At 74.4% G+C, this 17,794-nt stretch carries 19 protein-coding genes; 16 read left to right on the top strand and 3 right to left on the bottom strand.

Going from position 1 to position 17,794, the window contains the following annotated elements; genetic code table 11:
- Positions 1 to 3 precede the first annotated feature (3 nt).
- The gene (locus AB0B33_RS24410) at positions 4 to 957 is read left to right on the top strand and encodes a sigma-70 family RNA polymerase sigma factor (RefSeq protein ID WP_360775696.1); all 954 of its coding nucleotides are present in this window, start codon (positions 4 to 6) and stop codon (positions 955 to 957) included.
- Here AB0B33_RS24410 and AB0B33_RS24405 read toward each other — a convergent pair.
- Positions 921 to 1,400 (bottom strand): DUF2087 domain-containing protein, encoded by a 480-nt coding sequence (locus AB0B33_RS24405; RefSeq protein WP_360775694.1) that lies wholly within the window; start codon positions 1,398 to 1,400, stop codon positions 921 to 923. The two genes, AB0B33_RS24410 and AB0B33_RS24405, sit on opposite strands and share 37 nt — an antisense overlap.
- A gap of 80 nt (positions 1,401 to 1,480) precedes the next feature.
- Between AB0B33_RS24405 and AB0B33_RS24400 the strand changes: the two genes are divergently transcribed.
- The 8 genes from AB0B33_RS24400 (at position 1,481) to AB0B33_RS24365 (ending at position 9,713) form a co-directional block, all read left to right on the top strand.
- On the top strand, positions 1,481 to 1,924 hold the full coding sequence (locus tag AB0B33_RS24400) for a MarR family transcriptional regulator (protein ID WP_360775691.1): 444 nt from the start codon (positions 1,481 to 1,483) through the stop codon (positions 1,922 to 1,924).
- Entirely contained in the window at positions 1,921 to 3,312 is a 1,392-nt protein-coding gene (locus AB0B33_RS24395) for an MFS transporter (protein ID WP_360775688.1), read from the top strand. Before AB0B33_RS24400 ends, AB0B33_RS24395 begins: the two co-directional genes overlap by 4 nt.
- A gap of 198 nt (positions 3,313 to 3,510) precedes the next feature.
- The gene (locus AB0B33_RS24390; RefSeq protein WP_360775685.1) at positions 3,511 to 3,816 is read left to right on the top strand and encodes a cysteine hydrolase; all 306 of its coding nucleotides are present in this window, start codon (positions 3,511 to 3,513) and stop codon (positions 3,814 to 3,816) included.
- A gap of 10 nt (positions 3,817 to 3,826) precedes the next feature.
- Positions 3,827 to 5,467, top strand: a complete 1,641-nt coding sequence (locus tag AB0B33_RS24385) for a fatty acyl-AMP ligase (protein WP_360775682.1) — start codon at positions 3,827 to 3,829, stop codon at positions 5,465 to 5,467.
- Entirely contained in the window at positions 5,460 to 5,723 is a 264-nt protein-coding gene (locus AB0B33_RS24380; RefSeq protein WP_247024143.1) for an acyl carrier protein, read from the top strand. The genes AB0B33_RS24385 and AB0B33_RS24380 overlap by 8 nt, the downstream gene beginning before the upstream one ends.
- Complete coding sequence (locus AB0B33_RS24375) at positions 5,720 to 6,037, top strand: hypothetical protein (RefSeq protein ID WP_360775679.1); 318 nt, start codon at positions 5,720 to 5,722, stop codon at positions 6,035 to 6,037. Before AB0B33_RS24380 ends, AB0B33_RS24375 begins: the two co-directional genes overlap by 4 nt.
- Positions 6,037 to 9,246: a WXG100 family type VII secretion target gene (locus AB0B33_RS24370; protein ID WP_360775676.1), complete on the top strand. Its 3,210-nt coding sequence runs from the start codon at positions 6,037 to 6,039 to the stop codon at positions 9,244 to 9,246. The genes AB0B33_RS24375 and AB0B33_RS24370 overlap by 1 nt, the downstream gene beginning before the upstream one ends.
- Before the next feature lie 86 nt (positions 9,247 to 9,332).
- Positions 9,333 to 9,713, top strand: coding sequence for a hypothetical protein (locus AB0B33_RS24365; RefSeq protein ID WP_360775674.1), 381 nt, complete (start codon positions 9,333 to 9,335; stop codon positions 9,711 to 9,713).
- On the opposite strand, the gene AB0B33_RS24360 is transcribed toward AB0B33_RS24365, so the two are convergent.
- Positions 9,697 to 10,500, bottom strand: a complete 804-nt coding sequence (locus AB0B33_RS24360) for a class I SAM-dependent methyltransferase (RefSeq protein WP_360775672.1) — start codon at positions 10,498 to 10,500, stop codon at positions 9,697 to 9,699. The genes AB0B33_RS24365 and AB0B33_RS24360 overlap by 17 nt on opposite strands.
- Positions 10,501 to 10,540: 40 nt before the next feature.
- Between AB0B33_RS24360 and AB0B33_RS24355 the strand changes: the two genes are divergently transcribed.
- The 5 genes from AB0B33_RS24355 to ligD all read left to right on the top strand — a co-directional run bounded on the left by AB0B33_RS24355 (position 10,541) and on the right by ligD (position 14,792).
- A complete protein-coding gene (locus AB0B33_RS24355; protein WP_360775669.1) occupies positions 10,541 to 12,100 on the top strand; it encodes a glycoside hydrolase family 13 protein in 1,560 nt (519 codons plus the stop codon).
- A 100-nt stretch (positions 12,101 to 12,200) separates the two neighbouring features.
- Entirely contained in the window at positions 12,201 to 12,389 is a 189-nt protein-coding gene (locus AB0B33_RS24350) for a hypothetical protein (protein WP_360775666.1), read from the top strand.
- Positions 12,389 to 12,574, top strand: a complete 186-nt coding sequence (locus AB0B33_RS24345) for a hypothetical protein (protein WP_247024137.1) — start codon at positions 12,389 to 12,391, stop codon at positions 12,572 to 12,574. The genes AB0B33_RS24350 and AB0B33_RS24345 overlap by 1 nt, the downstream gene beginning before the upstream one ends.
- A 52-nt stretch (positions 12,575 to 12,626) precedes the next feature.
- Positions 12,627 to 13,178 (top strand): hemerythrin domain-containing protein, encoded by a 552-nt coding sequence (locus tag AB0B33_RS24340; RefSeq protein ID WP_360775663.1) that lies wholly within the window; start codon positions 12,627 to 12,629, stop codon positions 13,176 to 13,178.
- 36 nt (positions 13,179 to 13,214) lie between these two features.
- Positions 13,215 to 14,792 (top strand): non-homologous end-joining DNA ligase, encoded by a 1,578-nt coding sequence (gene ligD / locus AB0B33_RS24335; RefSeq protein WP_360775660.1) that lies wholly within the window; start codon positions 13,215 to 13,217, stop codon positions 14,790 to 14,792.
- Positions 14,793 to 14,803: 11 nt separating this feature from the next.
- On the opposite strand, the gene AB0B33_RS24330 is transcribed toward ligD, so the two are convergent.
- Positions 14,804 to 15,742, bottom strand: a complete 939-nt coding sequence (locus AB0B33_RS24330; protein ID WP_360775658.1) for a PfkB family carbohydrate kinase — start codon at positions 15,740 to 15,742, stop codon at positions 14,804 to 14,806.
- 218 nt (positions 15,743 to 15,960) lie between these two features.
- On the opposite strand from AB0B33_RS24330, the gene AB0B33_RS24325 reads away from it, so the two are divergent.
- Positions 15,961 to 16,728, top strand: coding sequence for an ANTAR domain-containing protein (locus AB0B33_RS24325; protein WP_360775656.1), 768 nt, complete (start codon positions 15,961 to 15,963; stop codon positions 16,726 to 16,728).
- Between the two features lie 94 nt (positions 16,729 to 16,822).
- Positions 16,823 to 17,218: an STAS domain-containing protein gene (locus AB0B33_RS24320; protein ID WP_247024132.1), complete on the top strand. Its 396-nt coding sequence runs from the start codon at positions 16,823 to 16,825 to the stop codon at positions 17,216 to 17,218.
- The last annotated feature ends 576 nt before the right edge of the window (positions 17,219 to 17,794 follow it).

Raw genomic sequence — 17,794 nt, 5'->3', positions numbered from 1 at the left:
CCGATGCCGGACTTCGCCGCGGCCACCGAGCCGCACCGCCGTGAGCTGCTGGCGCACTGCTACCGCATGCTCGGCTCGGTGCAGGAGGCCGAGGACCTGGTGCAGGACACGCTGGTCCGCGCCTGGAAGGCGTGGCCGGGCTACGACCCGGCGCGGGCCTCGGTGCGCACCTGGCTCTACCGCATCGCGACCAACGTCTGCCTGACCGCGCTGGAGGGACGCGCCCGGCGCCCGCTGCCGTCCGGGCTCGGCCGGCCGAGTGAAGACCCGGCCGCCCCGCTGACGCCGTCGTTCGAAATCCCGTGGCTGCAGCCGTTCCCGGACGCGCGCTCGGACGACCCCGGCCGGGGCACGCTCCGGCTGGCCTTGCTGGCGGCGATGCAGACGCTCCCGCCGAAGCAGCGTGCGGTGCTGATCCTGCGGGACGTCCTCGAGTTCAGCGCCGCGGAGGTGGCCGGCTTCCTCGACACCACTCCGGCCTCGGTCAACAGTGCGCTGCAGCGGGCCCGGGCCGGCCTCGGCGGGCTGTCCGTGGAGGAGGTCGCCGAGCCGGCCGACGCGGCGGTGCGCGCGGTGCTGGACCGCTACGTGCGGGCGTTCGAACGCGCCGACGTCGCCGGCCTGGTCGGGCTGCTGACCGACGACGTCGTGATGGAGATGCCGCCGGTGCCGCTGTGGTTCCGCGGCCGCGACGACTACGGCCGGTTCCTCGAGCGGCTGTTCGCCGTGCGCGGCCCGGACTGGCGGATGACGCCCGCGACGGCCAACGGCCAGCCCGCGCTGGTCGCGTACTGCCGCGACGGCACCGGGGTGTACCGGCTGCACACCCTGCAGGTGTTCACCGTGACGAAAGCGGGCGTGGCGCACAACGTCGTGTTCGCCGACCCCGCCGTGCTGGCGTCCTTCGACCTGCCCGCGACTCAGCCGGCGGCGCGGGCCTCCGACGGGCGCCCGTAGGCACCGCCGTCGTTGCTGCGCTGCAGCAGGCCTTCGTCGATCAGGTAGCGGCGCAGGGTCGCGTGGTCGTCGTGGACCATCACGAGCTTCTCGCGGACGTCCTGCTCGGTGTAGAGGCGGCCGGGCTCGAACCGCTCGGCGAGGTGGGCGAGCAGCAGCTGCCGCCGCTTGCCCGAATGCGGGATGGTGACGAGCCTGCCGTGGCGGAACAGCCCGTCGAGCGGGTCCGTCGGCCCCTTCGCGAGCGCTTCGCGGAAGACGCCGGGCACCGGCCGGTAGTGGTCGCCGTCGGCGGTCACGAGCCCGGCGTCGGCCAGCCGTCTGACGAGCTTGGCCGGGACCTCGCCGGCCGGCAGCCCCTCGGGCGCGGCGCAGATGCGGGCGAACAGCAGCAGTCGTTCCGGGTCCGCGAGCGCGGAGACCAGTGCTTCCGGTGAGGCCATGGCCCGGAAGGTACCGGAAATCACCGGCGCCGTCGTCGGCGAAACTCGACAGGGTTGCCTGATCAGTTTACCCTGTCGATATGCCTCCGAAAACGGTTCCCGCTCCGGCGATCGCGGCCGCGCAGGCGTTGCGCGTGCTCGTGGGACGGCTGCGGCGGAAGATGATGGACGCGACGGCGGTCGGCGACCTGACGTCCGCGCAGGCCTCGGCGCTCGCCCGGCTCGCGAAGCTGGAGCCGACGACGGCGAGCGTGCTGGCCGGCGCCGAGCGGGTGCGCCCGCAGTCGATGGCCGCGACCGTGGCCGCGCTGGAAAAGCTCGGCCTGGTGCGCCGCGAGGACGACCCCGGAGACGGCCGCCGCCAGCTCATCTTCTTCACGCCCGAAGGCCGCGCGCACGCCAAGGGGGCCCGCGCGTCACGGGAGGAGTGGCTGGCCCGTGCGCTCGCGGAGCAGCTCACCGAAGCCGAAGTCGCCGTGGTCAACGAGGCGCTCGCCCTGCTCGGCCGCATCGTCGAACCATGACGACGCGCGAACGGCCGCGGGCCGGGTTCGACCGGAAGCTGCTGGCCCCGCTCATCTCGGGCGCGGTGCTCAACCCGGTCAACTCCACGATCATCGCGGTCGCGCTGGTGCCGATCGGCGTGGCGTTCGGCCAGCCCGCGTCGGCCACCGCGTGGCTGATCTCCGCGTTGTACCTGGCCACCGCCGTCGGGCAGCCGGTCGCCGGCCGGCTGATCGACCGCTACGGCCCGCGCCGGCTGTTCCTCCCGGCCACGGCGCTGGTCGGCGTGGCGGGCGTGCTCGGCACGTTCGCGCCCAACCTCGGCGTGCTGATCGCCGCCCGGGTCGTGCTCGGCTTCGGCACCTGCGCGGGCTACCCGGCGGCGATGCGGCTGATCCGCGACGAAAGCGAACGCACCGGCCACGACAGCCCCGCGTCCGTCCTCACGGTCCTGGCGGTCTCGACCCAGACGATCTCGGTGATCGGCCCGGCGCTGGGCGGCCTGCTGATCGGCGTCGGCGGCTGGCGGGCGACCTTCGCGATCAACATCCCGATCGCGCTCGTCGCCTTCGTCCTCGGCGCCCGCCGCTTCCTGAAGGCGCCGAAACGCGCGTCGAAAGGCGGGTTCGACCTCGATTTCCCCGGCATGGCACTGTTCGCCGGCATGCTCGTCGCGTTGCTGCTGTTCCTGATGCACCCGGCCGCGGGGCAGTGGTACCTGCCGGTCCTCGCGACCGCCGGGGCCATCGGCTTCGCCGTTCGCGAACTGACCTGCGCGCACCCGTTCATCGACCTGCGGCTGCTCGGCCGCAACGGCCCGCTGCTGCGCACCTACGGCCGCGCGTTGCTCGCCTACGTTGTCGCGTACAGCTTCCTCTACGGCTACACACAATGGCTCGAGCACGCCCGCGGCCTGTCGGCGGCCCAGGCGGGGCTCGCGACACTGCCGCTGTTCGCGACCGCGATCGTCGTCTCCCTCGTCAGCGGCCGCCGGGAAGCCGTGCGCGGCAAGCTGGTCGTCGCCGCGGTCGGGCAGCTCGCGGGCTGCGCGCTGCTGCTGACCCTGGACGCCTCGGCCGCCGTCTGGCTGCTCGTCGTCATCGCGCTCGTGGCCGGGGTGCCGCAGGGGTTGAACAGCCTCGCGCTGCAGAACTCCGTGTACCGCCAGGCGAATCCCACCGACATCGCCGCGTCGGCCGGGCTGCTGCGCACCTTCGGCTACCTCGGCGCGATCGTCTCTTCCGCGCTGCAAGGCGCTTTCTTCGGCCCCGCCGCCGAAACCGCCGGCCTGCACGGGTTCGCGCTGCTGCTCGTCGGCATCGGCGTCCTGTTCCTGCTGCTGACCGTGTTCGACCGTGCCCTGCCCCGCCGCACCCCCCGGCCCGAGGACGAAGATGCCCCCGCTTGACCCGGACCGCACCGCTTTGCGCCGCCGCCATCGGCGGCGTCCGCGCGCACGGCGGGCACGTCGGCTGGGTGCGCGTCGCGTTCGAAGACGCCGAATTCGACGCCATCCCGGAAACGAGCGTGTTCGCGGCGATCGCGACCGCGGGCCACCGGGCCGCGATGCACGCCGACGCGCCCGCCACGCAGATCGACGCGGCTCGTGCCCGAGGACGAGGACGTCCGGGTGCGCAAGATCCGCGTGGGTGCCTTCACCACCACCGGCCTCGAAGCGCGGCTGCGTGCGCGCGGGATCACGACGCTGGTCCTCGCCGGGATCAGCACCAGCGGCGTCGTGCTGAGCACGGTCCGCGAAGCGATGGACCGCGACTTCCGCACAGTCGTGCTGCGCGACGCCTGCGCCGGCCGGGAAGCGGCGACGCGCGACTTCCTCACCGGGACGCTGTTCCCGCGCACGTGCGCGGTCGTGGACGTGGCCGGGCTCGGGGACCTCTGGGCCGACCGGTAGGTTCCGCAGCGTGCCCCGTCCGACCGCGCCGGTGACCGTGCCCGAGGACGTGCTGCGCGTCTCGATCGTGGAGCGGCTCTTCGCCCGCGCGGACGATCCGCGGCCGCTCTACACCCACCAGGACCACTCCCACGCCGCCGAGCACACGCTGACCTGGGCCGAGTTCGCCGCCCGGGTCCGCGTGGTCGCGGGGGAGCTGCGGCGGGCCGCCGAGCCGGGGGAGCGGGTCGCGATCCTCGCGGGCCAGGAGCTCGCCTACCCGCTCGCGTTCTTCGGCGCGCTGGCCGCCGGGCTCGTCGCGGTCCCGCTGATGGTGCCGTCGAACGCGGCGCAGGCCGAGCGGCTCGCCGGAGTGCTGGCCGACTCCGGCGCCCGCGTGTGGCTGACGTCGGCGGCCGCGGCGGCGCGGCTGCCCGCGCACGAGCACGTCGTCGTGGTCGACGAGCTGACCGGCCCGGGCGCCGATCCGGTGTTCCCGGACCCGGAAGCGCCCGCGTACCTGCAGTACACGTCCGGGTCGACGCGCGAGCCGGCGGGCGCGGTGATCCCGCACCGGGCGATCGTCGCCGCCTGCTGGCAGGGCGGCCGGGCCTACGCCGTCGACGAAGGCACGACCTGCGCGGGCTGGATCCCGTTCTTCCACGACATGGGCCTGATCCAGCTGCTGTGCCTGCCGGTCTTCGCCGGCGGCCGGGCGGTGTTCATGGCGCCGGCGGAGTTCGTGCACCGGCCGCGGCGGTGGCTGCGGCAGCTGGCCGACTACCCCGCCGTGTTCACCGCGGCCCCGAACTTCGCCTACGACCTCGCGGCCGAGGCCGGCGCGGAAGACGGCCTCGACCTCTCGGACGTGCGGGTCGCGCTCAACGGCGCCGAGCCCGTCCGCCCGGGCACGGGGGAACGCTTCCTGGCGGTCTTCGGCCCGCACGGGTTCCGGCGCGAGGCGTACCGGCCGTCCTACGGGCTCGCCGAAGCCACCGTGTACGTCGCGAGCGCCGGGCCGGAAGGGCCGCGCGGCGCCGTTTTCGACCGCGAAGCCCTCGCGCAGGGGCAGGCGGTCGAAATCGTCGACGGGCAGGAACTGGTGTCCGTCGGGCGGCCGGTCGGGCAGCGCGTGCGGATCGTCCACGACGGACACGAGCAGCCCGACGGCACCGTCGGCGAGATCTGGATCCACGGCCCGAACGTCGCCACCGGCTACTGGGGGCGCGGCGACGCCGCCGCGTTCGGCGGCGTCCTCGACGGGCTCGGCGGCTGGCTGCGCACCGGCGACCTCGGCGTCGTGCACCGCGGCGACCTCTACGTGACCGGGCGGCTCAAGGACCTCATCGTCGTCGACGGCCGCAACTTCCACCCGCAGGACATCGAGGCCGCGGCCGCGGAGGCCCACCCGGCCGTCCGCCGCGACCGCGTCGCCGCGTTCGGCGTGACCGACGACGACGGCGAAGGCGCGGTGGTGGTCGCCGAGTGGGCGCGCGGGGCCGAGGCGGACGTCAAGGAAGTGACCCGGGCCGTGCTGCGCGCGGTGTCCGCCGAGCACGCTCTCACCCTCCGCAGGGTGCATCTGGTCCCTTCCGGTGGACTTCCGCGCACCTCCAGCGGGAAGGTCGCCCGGTCGGCCGCGAAGGCACGTTATGGTGGCGACCGTGGGTGATCACCGCGCCGAGGTCACGAAGGTCGTCAGCGAGACCTTCCGGCTCGACCCGGCCCTCGTCGAGCCCGACGCTCCCCTGGAGGAGCTGGGGATCGACTCGAAAGGCCGGATCAAGCTGCTGGCGGCGCTGGAGGTCTACTACGGCGTGACGATCGACCTGGACCAGCTCGATCGGTTCACCGACGTGGGTTCGGTGGCCGCCGTGCTCGCGGAAGCCCTGGGAACTGGCGGAACTGAGGGAGAGGCGCTGAAATGAGCGGCGGGGGGTACACCGCGACGACCGAGGCGTTGTCGACGGCCTCGAAGACGATCGGTGACCTGGCGGAAAACCTGCTGGACGACAACCCGGACCTGCAGAATTCGCAGGTGACCGCGGAGAAGTTCGGCCGGGCGCACGGCACCCACGCGACGAAGTACACCGCGGGCGCGCAAGCGCTGTGGGCCGCGGTCTCCGGCTACAGCAGCACGCTGGGGTCGTTCGGCACCAACCTCGGCACCGCCGGGTCGAACTACAGCACCAACGAGGACAACCAGTCCGGAGCGATCACCAACGCCGGGGGCACGCTCTGATGGCGGACGAGAAGAAGAAGTGGTCCGACGTCAAGGCGCTGCTGGACGACCCGAGCGTCCCCGCGGGCCAGAAGAGCGCGCTGATCAGCAGCTGGCTGCGCGAAAACCCGCCACCGCCGCCGTTCCTGGCCGACCAGGAACCGGACGAGATCAAGCAGAAGCGGCAGGAAGCGGAGAAGTACGCGAACGCGTACAGCGCCAACCCGCTGTTCGCCGGGCAGTCGGTCGACGAGGCCTTCGACAAGGCCAAGCAGAGCGGCGACCAGAACTCCTACAACGAAGACCAGGAAAAGAAGGCCGTCGACGAGGGCAAGTCGAAGCTCGACGGCAGCCAGCCGCCCGCGTCCGGTGACGACGGGACCACCAGCGGGACGAAGACGTCCGACGAGATCTTCGACGCCGCCGCGCCCGCGCTGAAGCTGTTCGAGACGTTCGGCTCGCTGCTGGCCAAGATCCCGGACGACTGCCGCGGCAACACCCGCGCGCTCGACCTCGACAAGGACATCCGCACGCCGTTCGACGAGCAGCGCGGCATCAGCTTCGCGGACTTCGTCGCCGACGCCGCGCACTTCAAGCGCGGTTCGGAGACGGTGGACCGGACGGTGCAGGACACCGGTTCCCAGCTGGGCACCCTGTACCAGACCTGGAGCGGCGCGGGTGCCGATGCGGCGTCCGACAACTACAACGACAAGATCCAGCCCAAGGCGGCCAAGCTGTCGCAGACGCTCGGCAACGCGAGCGAGGCGACGAAGAACACCGCCACGACGGTGTTCCAGCTGTGCAAGGGCAAGGCCGACGCCGTCATCGGGATGTACACCGACCTGGTCGGCAAGGCCGACTACACGATGGCGCAGAAGGTCGTCGCGGTCGCCAGCGGCGAGCACGGCAACGAGCAGGACCTCGCCCAGATCGCGGGCTGGATGGACCTCAACTTCGGCACCAACCTGGTCAAGACCCTCAACGACCAGGGCTGCTGCGACGGCGACGAGATCAAGAAGCACGGCCAGGACCTGGCCAAGCAGTGGATCCAGAACCAGTTCAACCCCGACATGTGGGACCGGCTGTACAAGGGCTTCGAAAAGACCTGCAAGGACACGAAGGACCTCGTCGACCAGGCGTACGACGCCCTCGACAAGGTCATGGGCAGCGTCAAGAACGAGTTCGAGGGCGCCGGCGGCACCGGCGGCGCGGGCTCGGGCGGTCCCGGTGGTCCCGGCACGACCGGCGGCGCCGGTGGCGGTCCGGGTGGCTCGGGCGGCGGATCCGGTTCGGGTAGCGGCTCGGGCGGCGGGTCCGGCTCCGGTGGTTCGGGCAGTGGGTCCGGCTCGGGTTCCGGTGGTTCGGGCAGTGGGTCCGGCTCGGGTTCCGGTGGTTCGGGCACCGGTGGGGGCGGTGGCCAGGTGCCGCCGATCCCCGACACGAGCTCGGGCTCCGGTGCGCCGGGCGGGGGCTCCGGCTCCGGCGGGGGTTCCGGCACCGACACACCCAGCGGGGCGGGCGGCGGCTCGGGCAGTGGTTCCGGCAGCGGTTCGGGTGGGGGCTCCGGCTCCGGCGGCTCGATCCCGCCGATCCCGGACGGGTCCACCGGAGGCGGCGGTTCCGCGGGCGGCGGTTCCGGCTCGCCGGGCGGCGGCCAGGACGACGGCGCGGCCCAGGCGGAGGCGGCCAAGCAGCAGGCGGCCCAGGCCGCGGAGGAAGCCAAGAAGAAGGCCGCGGACGCGCTGGGCCAGTTCAGCGGCCCCGGCATCCAGACGGACTCCGGCGCGGGCGCGGGACTCGGCGGTGACTCGGGCGGCGGGGCAGGCAGTGGTCCGGGTGGCGGCTCGGGTTCGGGCGGGGGTCCGGGTTCGGACGGCACGTCGCCCTCCTCGACGCCGTCCCCGTCCTCGAGCGGCCAGGACGCCGCGGCCGCCGCTGCCGAGGCGGCCAAGAAGAAGGCCGCGGACGCGCTGAGCGAGTTCAGCGGCCCCGGCATCCAGACCGACGACGGCGCCGGCGGCCTCGGCGGCGGTTCGGGCTCGGGCGGCGGCGAGGGGTCCGGCTCCGGTGACGGTTCCGGTTCCGGTGACGACGGCAAGGCCGACGCGCAGCAGGCGGTGGAAGACGCCAAGAAGAAGGCGGCCGACGCGCTCAAGGGCCTGGACGGCGACCCGATCAAGACCGAGCCGGGCGACACCGGCCTGGACGCCGACGGCGACGGCAAGCCCGACGACCCGCTCGCGGACAAGGACGGCGACGGCAAGCCGGACAGCCTGCTCGGCGGCGACAAGGACGGCGACGGCAAGCCCGACGCCAAGGGCGACGACGACCCCGACGTCCTCAAGGTCAAGCAGGGCGACAAGACCTTCGAGATGACCGAGCCGGACCACGACGGCAAGATGGACATCAAGGTCGGCGACGGACCCGGCGACCCCAAGGACTTCAAGCTCGACTGGTCCGGCGACGGCAAGTCCACCGACGGTCCACAAGGGACGGACGACGACTGCTACCGCCCGGGCCCGGACGGCAAGATCCACATCCAGGACGGCGACCTCAAGATCACCGCGGAGCGGCCCGACGGCGCGGACGGCCCGACCGTCGTCACCGTCGACGACGGCACCGGGAAGCCGACGACCTACACCCTCGGCGAAGACGACAAGCCGTCGGACGCGCTCGGGGACACGCCGTCGAAGAAGCTCGACGACGACCTGCCCACCCACCGCGGCACCCTCGAGGACCTCAAGCCGCACGGCGCCGGAGACCCCGGCGCCGGCGACCACGGGGCCGGAGACCACGGCGCCGGGGACCACGGCGGCGGCTCGCACGGCGGCGGGGGCAGCCCGTCGCCGGCCGGGATCGGCGGGGGTTCGCACGGCGGGGCCGGCCTCACCGGCGCGGGCTTCGACCCGGGCGGCGCGGGGCTCGGCGAGACGCCGATGTCCGGGGGCGCCCACACCGGCGCGGGCGGCGCGCAGCCGCAGCCCGTCGCGGCGTTCGCGCCCGCGGCCGCCGGGGCGACCGGCGCACCGGGCTCGTCGATGGGCGGCGGGATGGCGGGCATGGGTGCCATGGGCGGCGGCCAAGGCGCGGGCGGGGGAGACACCGAACGCAAGTCGCCCGCCTACCGGATCGAAGGCGCTGTCTTCGACAACCTCGGTGAGCCCGGCCGCCGGATCATCGGCTCCCTCAACGACGACGAAGACCCGCCGACCGCCCGCCGGAGCTGGTGAGGGAGACGCATGAGTGAGCTTGCGAGCGAATCATCGAACACCGCGCGTGCCGCTCAGGCCGCGCCGAGCGTCGGCGAGGGGCGCGCATGAGCGACATCGCCGGGATGAAGGCGGAGCTGGACGGCCTGGTCCGGGAGCAGGCCGATCGCCGTGCCCTGCGCGAACAGCAGGGCGAGGAGATCAAGGCCCGCTCCCAGGAGTACATGACCAAGCAGGTCCAGGCGGCCGAGCGGTACGTCCAGCACGTCCGCGAAATGGCGCAGCGCAAGACGAAGTCCGGCTGGAGCACCGACCGGTCGCACGCCGAGCCGGCTTCGGCGTTCGCCGCGGAGGAGTACCCCGGGCCCGGCGGGTTCGCGCCGTCGGCCCCGGCTCCGCCGGCGCGGCCCGGGCGGGACGAGCCGCGATCCACCCGGCGGCCCCGCACCGCCGCCGAGGAGGACGAGGACTTCAACAACCCCTGGTGACCGGCGTCCAGAGGTCGACGGCGATCTCGCGGAACCGTTCGGTGAACGTGCCGGCCGGGCTCGCCTCGCGCAGCAGCCGCCGGAGCTCGCCTTCGAACTCGCCGCGGCGGTCGCCGAAGAGGTGGGGTGCCGCGCTGGACAGCGAAAAGACGCTGTCGACCACCTCGTCCAGGCTCCGGGTGACGACCGGGCCGGGGACCTCGAACCGTCGCGGGCCCGCGAAGCCGGCAGCGCGGTAGATCTCCGCTTCGCCGCCGGGCGTGCCGTCGGGCAGGACGCCCCGGCCCGCGCGTCGCACCGAGCCGAGGTGCTTCCGCACCAGCTCGGCGATCGCGGCCCGCGGCACGGATCCTTCGGCGCCTTCGTGCGTCGCCGCGTGGACGTGGGCGAGGACGCCGCCGGGCGCGAGCATCCCGCGGGCCGTCGCGGCCACCCGCGGCCGGTCCAGCCAGTGGAAGGACTGGGCGAAGGTGACCAGCCGGAACCGCCCGAGCCCGGCCGGCAGCTCTTCGGCCCGCCGGTGCACCCACCGGCAGTTCCCGATGCCGGGCCGGGCCGCTTCGCGGAGCATGTCCGCGTCCGCGTCGAGCCCGACCGCTTCGGCGAAGTACGGCGCCAGCAGCGTCAGGGAACCGGGCCCGCAGCCGACGTCGAGCAGCCGCCCGGTGCCGTCCAGCCCCAGCTCGGCGGCGAAGGCCGTGCCGAGCGCCGCCGGGTAGGGGAGCCGGCCCCGCGCGTAGTGGGCGGCGCTGCCGGCGTACAGGGTCGCGTCCCACTCCCAGGTCACGTTCCGAGCCTAGCCCGGCGAGTCCCGGATACTCGGTGCCATGGACGCGAATTGGTGGCGGGACGCCGTGGTTTACGAGGTCTACGTACGCAGCTTCGCCGACTCTGACAGCGACGGCACCGGTGATCTCGCCGGGCTGCGCTCCCGGCTGGGGTACCTGGCCGAGCTGGGGATCGACGCGGTGTGGACCACGCCGTGGTACCGCTCGCCGATGGTCGACGGCGGGTACGACGTCGAGGACCACCGGGCCGTCGAGCCGCTCTTCGGCACCGACGACGACCTGCCGGCGCTGGTCGCCGAAGCGCACCGGCTCGGGCTGCGGGTGCTGATCGACGTCGTGCCGAACCACACCTCCGACCACCACCGCTGGTTCCGGGCCGCGCTCGCCGCCGGGCCCGGCTCGCCCGAACGCGCGCGCTACCACTTCCGGCCGGGCCGCGGCCCCGGCGGCGAGCGGCCGCCGACCGACTGGCGCAGCGTCTTCGGCGGGCCCGCCTGGACCCGCGCCGCCGACGGCGAGTGGTACCTGCACCTGTTCGCCCCCGAGCAGCCCGACCTGAACTGGGACAACCCCGGGGTCCGGGCCGAATTCGAAGACCTGCTGCGGTTCTGGTTCGCCCGCGGCGTCGACGGCGTGCGCATCGACGTCGCCCACGGCCTGCTCAAAGACCCCGCGTTCCCCGACCTCGGCGCCGAGGACGAGGAGATCGCGCAGCCGCCCGACCGCACCGGGCACCCGCACTGGGACCGCGACGGCGTCCACGACATCTACCGCGCGTGGCGGAAGGTGGCCGGCGAGTTCGGCCCGGACCGGGTGTTCGTCGCCGAGGCGTGGGTCGACCGGCCGGACCGCCTCGCCCGGTACGTCCGCCCGGACGAGCTGCACACCGCGTTCAACTTCGACTTCCTCCGCTGCGAGTGGGACGCCACCGCCCTGCGCGCGGTGATCGACCGGACCCTCGAAGCGCTCGGCGCGGTCGGCGCGCCCGCGACGTGGGTGCTGTCCAACCACGACGTCGTCCGGCACGTGACGCGCTTCGGTGACCCGCGCCGGGCCCGGGCCGCGGCGCTGCTCATGCTCGCCCTGCCCGGCGGCGCCTACCTGTACCAGGGCGAGGAGCTGGGGCTGGAGGAGGTCGAGGACCTGCCGGAGGAGGTGCTCGCCGACCCGACGTGGGAGCGTTCCGGCCACACCCGCCGCGGCCGTGACGGCTGCCGCGTGCCGCTGCCGTGGTCGGGCACGGAACCGCCGTTCGGCTTCACCGAGGGCGACGCGCCGACGTGGCTGCCGCAGCCCGCCCGCTGGCGCGCGCTGACCGCCGAAGCCCAGGACGGCGACCCGGGCTCGATGCTCCACCTCTACCGCGCCGCCCTCGCCGCGCGCCGGGAGCACCCCGCGCTGGGCGACGGGACGATGACCTGGCGGCCCGCCCCGGACGGCGTGCTGTCGTTCACGCGCGAGCCGGGCTTCGGGTGCGTGGTCAACCTGTCCGGCGAGCCGTACGAGCTCCCGGACGGCGCGCGGGTGCTCCTCGCGAGCGGTCCGCTGGACGACGGCCGGGTGCCCCCGGACGGCGCGGTGTGGCTCGCCGGGAGGTGAACCACCGTCACCCGGAATGGTTCGCTGGAGCGGTGTGGAACCGGACGCGGCGGGGTACCCGGTCGCGTCCGTCGCACCCGACCGCCCCGGAGGTACCCCGATGCCCGTGCGCACCGCCACGCCGCCCGCCACCGACGTCGTCGGCCTGGCACTGGAAGTCCTTGCGGCCCAAGGGTTGAACCGGACGGCCGCGCACGCGGCCCTGGCGTCGATGGCCCGGGAGCGTGGGGTGCCGCTGGCCCGCTGCGCCGCCCTCGTCGTGGCCGCGGTCGACGGGCGGGTGGGCTGATGGCCGTCGCCGGGGGGTTCTCGCGCTCGGGCAACGACGACACCGCCGCGGTGGGCGGCGGGGTGCTGCTCGCCGTCGGGCTGGTCGTCGCGTTCTTCACGTGGTGGTCGTGGTGGACCGCGGCGGGGATCGCGCTGGCCGTCGCGGGCGCGGTGTGGCTCACAAAGGCGAAGCGGGACGGGTAACCCGCCCGGGACGGGGAAAGCCTCCTCCACCACCCGAACGAGGAGGCTTTCCGTGCCCGAGAACGAAGAAGACGTCATCGAGTTTCTGCAGCGCCAGCACCGGGAGATCCGCGCGCTGTTCGCCGGGCTGGAGACCGCCGACGGCGACCGGCGCGAGGAGCTGTTCCATGACCTCGTGCGGCTGCTCGCGGTGCACGAGACGGCGGAGGAACTGGTGGTGCACCCGGAGATCCGGGACCTCGAACCCGCGGCGGGCCCGGTCGTCGACGCGCGGCTCGGGGAGGAGCACCGGGCCAAGGAGCTGCTGACGACGCTGCAGAAGATGGGGCCCGAGGCGGACGGGTTCGACACGCTGCTCGTGCAGCTGCGCGAAGACGTGCTGGCGCACGCCGAACACGAGGAGCGCGAGGAATTCCCGTTGCTGCGCGCCCACCGGCCGCCGGAGCGGCTGCGCGCGATGGCGGCGACCGCCAAGCTGGCCGAAGCGGTGGCGCCCACCCGGCCGCACCCGGGCGTCGAAAGCGCCAAGGCCAACCTGCTGCTGGGCCCGCCCGCGGCGATCGCGGACCGGGCGCGCGACCTGATCCGCGCCGCGCTGCGCTGACTTCGGCAAGACTCGGATAGTGGGTACCCCGCCGGCATGGCAGACGTCCCGGCCCGCAAACTGCGGCGCTACCAGGAGATGCGCGACTTCGACCGCACCGCCGAGCCGGCCGGCGGGGAGCCGGCCGGGCCCGCCGGTCACCGGTTCGTCGTGCAGCGGCACCGGGCGCGCCGGCTGCACTACGACTTCCGCCTCGAGCTCGGCGGGGTCCTGGTCAGCTGGGCGGTGCCGAAGGGGCCGACGCTGGACCCGAAAGCCCGCCGGCTCGCTGTGCACGTCGAAGACCACCCGATCGAGTACGCCGGGTTCGAAGGGGTGATCCCGCACGGCGAGTACGGCGGCGGGGACGTCATCGTCTGGGACCGCGGCGAGTGGCGGCCGGTCGACGCCGACCCGGCGAAGGCGATCGAGGACGGGACGCTGCACTTCGACCTCGACGGCGAGAAGCTGGCCGGCCGGTTCGTCCTCGTCCGCACGAACCGCGGGGAGCGGGACCAGTGGTTCCTGCTGCACAAGCAGGACGAGCACGCCCGGGCCGGCTGGGACGCCGAAGACCACCCGCGCTCGGTCAAGAGCGGCCGCACCAACGACGAGGTGGCGGCCGCGCCCGACGCGCTGTGGCACGGCGACCGGCCGGCCGGCGAGGCGGAGGAAGCCGTGGGGTTCGCCGCGGCGACCGACGACGAGCTGGCGGCGCTCGACGCGCTCGGCGCCAAGGGCAAGTGGTCGGTCGCGGGCCGCGAGCTCGCCCTCACCAACCTGGACAAGGTCCTCTTCCCGGCGCCCCGCCGCCCGCTCACTAAGCGGGACCTCATCCGGTACTACGCGACCGCCGGGCCGGTCATGCTGCCGTACCTGGCGGGCCGCCCGCTCAACACCCAGCGCTTCCCGCAGGGCGTGACCGAGCCGGGCTTCTGGCAGAAGGAGGTCCCGCGGCACGCGCCCGAGTGGCTGACGACCTGGCGCAACGAGCGGGCGGAGCCGGGGGAGAGCCAGCGGTACGTCGTCGCCGACAGCGTCGCGACCTTGGCGTGGCTGGCGAACTACGGCGCGCTCGAGCTGCACGCCTGGACGTCCCGGGCGGCGGACGTCGACCACCCGACGTGGGTGCTGTTCGACATCGACCCGGGTCCGGAGACGTCGTTCGCCGAGGTCGTCGAGCTGGCCCGGCTGCACCGCACCGCGCTGGAGCACTTCGGCCTGACCGGGCGGCCGAAGGTGACCGGGCAGCGCGGGATCCAGGTGTGGGTGCCGATCGCGGCGCACTGCACGTACGAGCAGACGCGCGCGTGGGCGGAAACGGTGTCCCGGACGATCGGGCGGGTGCTGCCGGACCTGGTCAGCTGGGCGTGGACCAAGGACAAGCGCCGTGGCCGCGCCCGGCTCGACTACACGCAGAACGTGCTGAACAAGACGCTGGTCGCGCCGTACAGCGTGCGGCCTCGCCCGGGCGCCCCGGTCTCGGTGCCGCTGGAGTGGGACGAGCTCGACGACCCGGAGCTGGCCCCGGACCGGTGGACGATCCGCGACGTCCCGGCCCGCCTCGCCGAGCGTGGCGACCCTTTCGCGGCTCTGCTCGGGCTCGAGCAGAGCCTGCCGGGCCTGGACCGGTGACCGCTTCCGGGTCAGGCGTGGACGGTCTGCAGGTGCCTCGGCTGCAGCCGGTCGAGCACCGGACGGGACAGGTGCGGCCGGCCGCCCGCGTGCTCGGTCGTCGCCGCGGCCGCCGCGACGGCCAGGCCGGCCGCCGTCTCCAGCGGGTGGCGGCGGGTGAGCGCCGCGGTCAGGGCCGCGACCAGCGCGTCGCCGGCTCCGGTCGGGTCGACGACGTCGGTCTCGACGTGCGGCACGAACCAGGTGCCCTCCGGCCCGGCGAAGAGGTTCCCCTCCGCGCCCACCTCCAGCACGACCAGCGACGGCCCGCGCTGCCGGAGGCCGGCGGCGGCCCGGGCGGCCGCGGCGACGTCGGGCACCGGCTGCCCGGTGAGCAGCTCGGCTTCGTGGCCGTCCGCGCGCACGACGTCGGCGAGGGCGAGCAGGTCCGGGGTGAGTGCGTCGTCCTGCGGGGCGCCGTCCAGCACCACGCGGGTGCCCGCGGTGTGCGCCAGCCGCGCGGCCAGCAGTGCCACCGGGGCGGGCTGCTGCAGCTGCACGATGAGGGAGCCGGCGGCCGAGATCGGCGCCGACGCGGCGAGGACGTCGGCCTCGGTGAGCAGCGTTTCGTCCGGGATGTGCTCGAGGTAGCGGCGCCGGCCGCGCTCGTCGACGACGTCCACGAGCAGCGCCGTCTCGACGCCGGGGCGGCGGACGACGTGCGAGGTGCCGATCCGGTCGGCTCTGGCCTGCGTGAGCAGCGAATCCCCCGTGCGGTCCCGGCCGACGACGCCGACCAGCGCCACCGACGTCCCGAGCTGGCTCAGCGCGACGGCCTGGTTGGCGCCCTTCCCGCCGAGCAGCTCCTGCCGGTGCCGCACCGGGGCCGGGGAACCGGCCTCCGGCGTCTCGGGCACTTCGATCACCAGGTCGCGGGCGATCTGCCCGACTACGACGACTTCGCTGAACATCACCGGTACCGCCGCTCGGACATCGTGCCCTCCTCGGGTTCCACTGATCGGCTACCCGTCCGGCGGCGGCGGGCAAACCGCTCGTTCGGGTTGTGCGGTGTTCGACGGCCCGGCGGCGTTGCGCCGGACGGACGCACCCGCGCCGCCGCGGCGCGCCGCCGGGTGTGGGCGGGCGCGTCATGCGGTAAATCAAGAAGGGAACACGGGTGGAGGTGTCGGTGACCGAGACGTTGGTGAGCGCGGCCGACCGGTGGAAGCCGTTGGCCGAGCTGCTGCAGGCGTTGCTGGAGCGGATCGCGGGTGAGGTGCCGGGGTGCCTGGGCGCGGCGCTGACCGTCAGCCACGGCGACCGGCCGCTGCGGGTGCTGGCCACCGCGGGTGTCGCCGAACACCTCGTGCCCGCGCAGCTGGAGCGCGGCGGCCCGGTGGCCCTCGCGGACGCCACCGGCGCGCCGGTCACGACGGACGACCTGTTCGCCGACCCGCGCTGGCCGGAGCTGGCCGGCGGGGCGGCGTTCGCGGACGTCCGGTACGAGGCGGTCCGCGGCGCGGTCGCGGTCCCCGGGTACTGGGACGACACCGGCGCGTTCGTGCTGTCGGCGACGCTCGACCGGCCGTCCGGCCCCGGCCCGCTCGCGATCCTGCGGCGGTACGAGAAGCTCACCGAGATGACCCTGGTGGTCGCCGAGACCGCCACCGCGGGCGATCCCGACCAGATGCTGGAACTGCTCGCCTCACGCGCCGCCATCGAACAGGCGAAGGGCGCGATCATGGCCGTCCGCCGGTGCCCGCCCGACGAGGCGTGGCAGACGCTGCGCCGGGCGAGCCAGGAGTTCAACGTCAAGGTCCGGGAGCTGGCGGTCGCCCTGGTGGAGCACCTCGGCGGCGGCGTCGCACCACAGCCGCCGGGCACCCGCGAGATCCGCCCCGGCGAGCCCGCCCACCGCGCGGCCGAACGGCTCTGGGCGGCGTTCACCGCGAAATAGGGCGTTTCCCGTTCGGGGGTTTGGGTACCAAGACCCCGTCGTTGATCACCCGTCGCGTCGCCGGCCCGCCCGGCGCGGAAGGCCTGCCGAACCCGTGTCCCCCACCCCACCGGTCCCGACCCGGTCCGCGCCCCTCACGGCGCGCCGGACGGCGTACCGCCCCGGTCTCCTCGTGCTGACCTTCGCCGGCGAGATCGACGCCCTGACCTTGCCGATCCTCGAGCGCGAGCTGGGCTCGGCCCCACCGGGGACGACGGTGGCGGACCTGACGCACGTGGCCTTCGTGGGCCTGGCCGGCGCCCGCGCGCTGGCGGCGGCCGCGGAACGGGCTGAGGCCGAGGGCCGCCGGTTCTGCGTGGTGGCGAACAGCCGCACGCTCGCCCGGCTGTTCCGGGTGACGGGGTTGGCCGCGGGGGTGCCGATGTTCGCGTCGCTGTCCGACGCGCTGCGGGAGCTGCTGGCCACAGGAATGCGCGACGCGGCCTGCTAGAGGGGCCCCGGTTCGCAGCGGTGTCCAGTACGCCCGTGGCCGGCCGACATTGCCGGCTTTGGTGGGGGCCCGCGGCCAGCCGCCGCGGCCTGTGGGGAGGCGCTCGGCGCATGACGGGCCCGCCGAGGGGCACGGCACTGTTCAGCACGCCGCGGCGACCCACTGGCCTTGCGACTTCGACGGGGCAGCCCAGCGCACCCGCGGCTTGCCGAGGCATCCTGCTGCACAACCAGGCTCGCCGAGAGCCGCGGCGGCCGGCTGGCGAGGAGCCGCAGGCGGTGCCCAGCACGCCCGCAGCTCGGCGCCACCGGCGCGAGTGGGGCGCTCCCGGCCTCAGCGGGTCGTCCAGCGGGCGATCGGTAGGTCCGCGGTGGCCGGTTGGAGTTCCGGTTTCAGGGGAGCGCCCGCGGCCGCTGCTCTGGGGCGGGGCCCACGTGCGGGTGGAGGTCTCGGGCTTCAGCGGGTCGTCCAGCGGGCGATTGGTAGGTCCGCGGTGGCCGGTTGGAGTTCCGGTTTCAGGGGAGCGCCCGCGGCCGCTGCTCTGGGGCGGGGCCCACGTGCGGGTGGAGGTCTCGG

The sequence above is a fragment of the Amycolatopsis sp. NPDC049159 genome, from assembly GCF_040648295.1.
Taxonomy (GTDB): domain Bacteria; phylum Actinomycetota; class Actinomycetes; order Mycobacteriales; family Pseudonocardiaceae; genus Amycolatopsis; species Amycolatopsis pretoriensis_A.
This window is presented reverse-complemented; position numbering and strand designations above follow the sequence as displayed.

Bases quoted from the DNA above. Each gene is read 5' to 3' on its own strand.
- ligD (WP_360775660.1), top strand. From the start codon at position 13,215: ATGGCAGACGTCCCGGCCCGCAAACTGCGGCGCTACCAGGAGATGCGC.
- AB0B33_RS24330 (WP_360775658.1), bottom strand. From the start codon at position 15,742: ATGTTCAGCGAAGTCGTCGTAGTCGGGCAGATCGCCCGCGACCTGGTG.
- AB0B33_RS24370 (WP_360775676.1), top strand. From the start codon at position 6,037: ATGGCGGACGAGAAGAAGAAGTGGTCCGACGTCAAGGCGCTGCTGGAC.
- AB0B33_RS24395 (WP_360775688.1), top strand. From the start codon at position 1,921: ATGACGACGCGCGAACGGCCGCGGGCCGGGTTCGACCGGAAGCTGCTG.
- AB0B33_RS24400 (WP_360775691.1), top strand. From the start codon at position 1,481: ATGCCTCCGAAAACGGTTCCCGCTCCGGCGATCGCGGCCGCGCAGGCG.
- AB0B33_RS24350 (WP_360775666.1), top strand. From the start codon at position 12,201: ATGCCCGTGCGCACCGCCACGCCGCCCGCCACCGACGTCGTCGGCCTG.
- AB0B33_RS24405 (WP_360775694.1), bottom strand. From the start codon at position 1,400: ATGGCCTCACCGGAAGCACTGGTCTCCGCGCTCGCGGACCCGGAACGA.
- AB0B33_RS24375 (WP_360775679.1), top strand. From the start codon at position 5,720: ATGAGCGGCGGGGGGTACACCGCGACGACCGAGGCGTTGTCGACGGCC.
- AB0B33_RS24410 (WP_360775696.1), top strand. From the start codon at position 4: ATGCCGGACTTCGCCGCGGCCACCGAGCCGCACCGCCGTGAGCTGCTG.
- AB0B33_RS24345 (WP_247024137.1), top strand. From the start codon at position 12,389: ATGGCCGTCGCCGGGGGGTTCTCGCGCTCGGGCAACGACGACACCGCC.
- AB0B33_RS24365 (WP_360775674.1), top strand. From the start codon at position 9,333: ATGAGCGACATCGCCGGGATGAAGGCGGAGCTGGACGGCCTGGTCCGG.
- AB0B33_RS24355 (WP_360775669.1), top strand. From the start codon at position 10,541: ATGGACGCGAATTGGTGGCGGGACGCCGTGGTTTACGAGGTCTACGTA.